This is a genomic window from Chrysiogenia bacterium (assembly GCA_020434085.1).
In the GTDB taxonomy this organism is placed as follows: Bacteria; JAGRBM01; JAGRBM01; order JAGRBM01; family JAGRBM01; genus JAGRBM01.
The window spans coordinates 1-3352 of the sequence record JAGRBM010000353.1 but is presented as its reverse complement, the minus strand read 5'-3'; the positions used below and the strand labels follow the sequence as shown (position 1 = coordinate 3352).

Sequence of the window (3352 nt, the reverse complement as noted above, 5' to 3'; positions counted from 1 at the left end):
AGACGATCGAGGGTCTGCTGGCTGCGCGCCTGTTGAGGGGGATTGACCCACTCAAGCTGCTTGCCCGCGGCAGGGGGCTTTGGTTGTACGGCGGCTGCGCTCACTGCTTCTCGCTCCTAAAGCAGAATCCGAATTCTGATTCTGATTATATGCAGAACGACCCGCTTTGCAAGCCCCTGTTGGCCTGAAAACTCGGAATTCCTGACAGTGAAGTGATTACGGGTAGTTAGATAGCTATCGTTTGAGCGATACGATGGATTTGGTCACTGCCGCACGGGCGATGAGCTTGCCGCCGGACCAAGCCTCACTCTCTCCGAAGATGATATTCCGGCCGCGCTTGAGCACCCGGCCGCGTAGCTCCACGTCCTGGTCCCCGGCGCTGCGGAGCACTGAGACGTGGATGTCGTGGCTGACCGCGTTCTCGTCGTTCCCGAAGAGCGGTGCGGCCGCGCAATAGCAGGCCACATCAAGCAGCGCGTAGGTGATTCCGCCGTGGAGGATCCCCTCGTTGTTGCGCATGGCATCGGAGGCGGGCAGGGTAAGCCGCGCGCTGCCGGGACTCACCTCCTCGATGCGCAGGCCCAGAAACTGGTGAAACGGCACGGTGCGAACGCTCTCGAGGCGCTTCTCCAGCGCTTCCCCGTCGATGACTGCCTGAAACTCGCTCATGGTGTGACCTCCGCTTCCTCTGGGCTATGATGCCTCGACAACGAAATCCGGCGCGCCCTGAGATAGCACGAAACCAATGAAACTCGACCCCATTGCACTGGCCATCCCTGCATTTTTCCTGCTCATCGGCGTGGAGGTCTTCTTCATGCGTCGCCGGGGGCTGCGGCTCTACCGGTTCAATGATTCGGTGACCGATCTCTCCTGCGGGATCGGCAGCGAACTGGTTCGCGTGTTTCTCAACGCCGCCGCCGTGCTGGCCTACGCCTGGGTTTATGAACACTACAAGGTGATCGACCTGGCGCCGCACCCGGTTGCGGCATGGGTCGTAGGCTTCTTCCTGCTCGACTTTCTCTACTACTGGTTCCACCGATGGAGCCACGAGGTAAATTTCATGTGGGCCATGCACCTGGTGCACCACCAGAGCCAGGATTACAATCTGGCCGTGGCGCTTCGCCAGTCGTGGTTCCAGGGGGTGGCGGCAACGGCGCTCTACCTGCCCATGGCGCTGCTTGGAGTGCCGCCGCTCGTCTACATCGGGAACGTGGCCATCAGCCTGCTCTACCAGTTCTGGATTCATACCCAGCTTGTCAGCAAGCTTCCGCGCTGGTACGAGTTCGTCTTCAACACGCCCTCGCACCACCGGGTCCACCACGGCATCAACCCCGAATACATCGACCGCAACCACGGCGGAATCTTCATCATCTGGGACCGGATGTTCGGGACTTTCGAGCTCGAACGTGCCACGCCGGTCTACGGCCTGGTAAAGCCCTTCGAAAGCTGGAACCCGGTGTGGGCGAACTTTCACTATTGGAAAGAGATGTGGGAGCGCGCCGGCAAGGCAACGCGCCTTCGCGACAAAATCTGGACCTGGTTTGCCAACCCCGCCTGGCTTCCTGCCGAGCAGGGCGGCTGGCAGGTCGTGCCGCCGGTCGAGGCGAAGAAATTCAAGAAGTGGGACCCGCCTTTCTCGGGCAGGCTCAAGAAATTCGTGAACGTGCAGTTCGTATTTGTGGGAGCGGCCGTCACGGCCACGCTGCTCTTCCAGCACCAGCTCGCCCCGCAGGTCCTCGCTGTGCCGTGCGCGGTGCTCCTGCTGGCCACGGTAGGATGGGGCGCGCTCTTCGAGGGAAAATCCTGGGCGTGGGGCCTTGAGTATCTCGTCCATGCGGCAATCATCGCGGCATCCGCGTTCGCATGGTTTCTGGGGCCCGCGCAGTTTCGTCCAGTAGCCCTTGGGGTGGGGGCGCTGGCCCTTGCAGGGGTGGTGTGGGCCGCCGGCATGCAGCGGCGCCTGACGCGCTAGGGCCGCGCGTACACCGCTTCTGCACGCAAGAGGGTCCATCTACAGTTGAAACTTCTCCCGCTTCGGGTCACAGTCCCCGGCCTTCGTGGAGGATGGCAACGCGTGAAGGTCAGACGATTTCTGAATTCCATGCTGCCGGCAACAGCGCTGCTTGTTGCACTGGTGGTTCCGGGCATCGGCGGTTGCGAGAGCACCCCGAAGGGTGAATCCGCGGACTCTGTGGCCAAAGAGGCACCCGTACAGGTCAGCGAGCTGAACATCGTAGCGGCGGCCAGTCTCGGCCATGTGCTCGCGGAATTCGAAAAAAACTTTGAGCAGTCTCACCCGGGCCTGGATGTGCGGGTGCGCACCGGCGGCAGCACCGCGCTGGCCCGCCAGGTGCTCGACCTGGGCAGCAAGGCCGACGTCTTGTTGTTGGCCGATGAAAAGCTCTTCTCCGAGCTGCTTGAGCCAGCCTGGTGCAAGGCGCATGTGAAGTTCGCCAGCGAGCGGGTGGTCATCGCCTATACGAATGGCTCGGTGGCCGCAGACGAGATCAACGCAGAGAACTGGCACGAGGTTCTCTTGCGAGATGACGTAAAGGTCGGCATGGCCGATCCCGACAAGGCGCCGGTTGGTTACCGCACGCGCATGTTGCTTCAGCTTGCAGAGCTCGACTTGCCCGGGAGCGACCTGGAAGCGAAGACCCTGGCCAAGGTGGGCACGGCAGGCATGCGGGCCGACGTGGCCGAGCTGCTGGCCCCGCTGCAGGCCGGCGCCATGGACTATGCGTTCGTCTACGGCACGACCGCGGCAACAGCAGGGCTGCGAATTCTGGAGCTGCCCGAGAAGATCAATCTGAGCAGCCCCGATTTGGCCGAGCACTACGCCAAAGCCAGCGTCACAGTGGCCGGGCGCAATCCCGGCGAGACGATCACCCGCAAGGGCAAGCCCATCGTCTACGGGGCCAGCCTCAACGGCCAGACGCCCGCAAGGGAGTTGGCCGGAGAATTTCTGGCCCTTCTGCTTTCGGAGCAGGGATCCCGGATGCTAAGCACCGAGGGCTTCCAGGTCCGCGCCGTCGAGGGAGACCTCAGCGCCGCCGGACTTCTGGAAAGACTGAGCAAGTAAGATACGAGCCGCGAGCAGGTGCTGCGGCCGGAGTAACTGAGGAAAGAAATGTCCGACGACATCGTCAAAGGTGAAGGAATTCACCGAACCCACATCCAGGGGCGCTTCACCCGCGAATCGCTCCAGGCCAAGAAGCTGCTTTCGGAAACGGAGCCCGCACGCGAAGTGCGGCTGCTGCCCGACGCCAACATCGTCGCCATTGGCGGCCACTCGATCATGGATCGCGGCAAGGCCGCCGTGCTGCCGTTTTGCGCCGAGGTGGTGCGTCTT

General features: G+C 62.5%; 4 protein-coding genes. 3 read left to right on the top strand and 1 reads right to left on the bottom strand.

Annotated elements, in window-relative coordinates; all coding sequences use genetic code 11:
• Positions 1 to 234: 234 nt before the first annotated feature.
• Positions 235 to 669: a PaaI family thioesterase gene (locus KDH09_12265; protein MCB0220464.1), complete on the bottom strand. Its 435-nt coding sequence runs from the start codon at positions 667 to 669 to the stop codon at positions 235 to 237.
• Between the two features lie 76 nt (positions 670 to 745).
• Between KDH09_12265 and KDH09_12260 the strand changes: the two genes are divergently transcribed.
• From KDH09_12260 to KDH09_12250, 3 genes are all read left to right on the top strand, one after another.
• Positions 746 to 1972, top strand: coding sequence for a sterol desaturase family protein (locus tag KDH09_12260; protein ID MCB0220463.1), 1227 nt, complete (start codon positions 746 to 748; stop codon positions 1970 to 1972).
• Between the two features lie 102 nt (positions 1973 to 2074).
• On the top strand, positions 2075 to 3082 hold the full coding sequence (locus KDH09_12255) for an extracellular solute-binding protein (protein MCB0220462.1): 1008 nt from the start codon (positions 2075 to 2077) through the stop codon (positions 3080 to 3082).
• 48 nt (positions 3083 to 3130) lie between these two features.
• On the top strand, positions 3131 to 3352 hold a 222-nt coding region (locus tag KDH09_12250; GenBank protein ID MCB0220461.1), incomplete at its 3' end, for a uridine kinase.

What these genes read in the sequence shown, in the direction of transcription:
- KDH09_12260 (MCB0220463.1), top strand. Translation starts at nt 746, where the DNA reads ATGAAACTCGACCCCATTGCACTGGCCATCCCTGCATTTTTCCTGCTC.
- KDH09_12265 (MCB0220464.1), bottom strand. Translation starts at nt 669, where the DNA reads ATGAGCGAGTTTCAGGCAGTCATCGACGGGGAAGCGCTGGAGAAGCGC.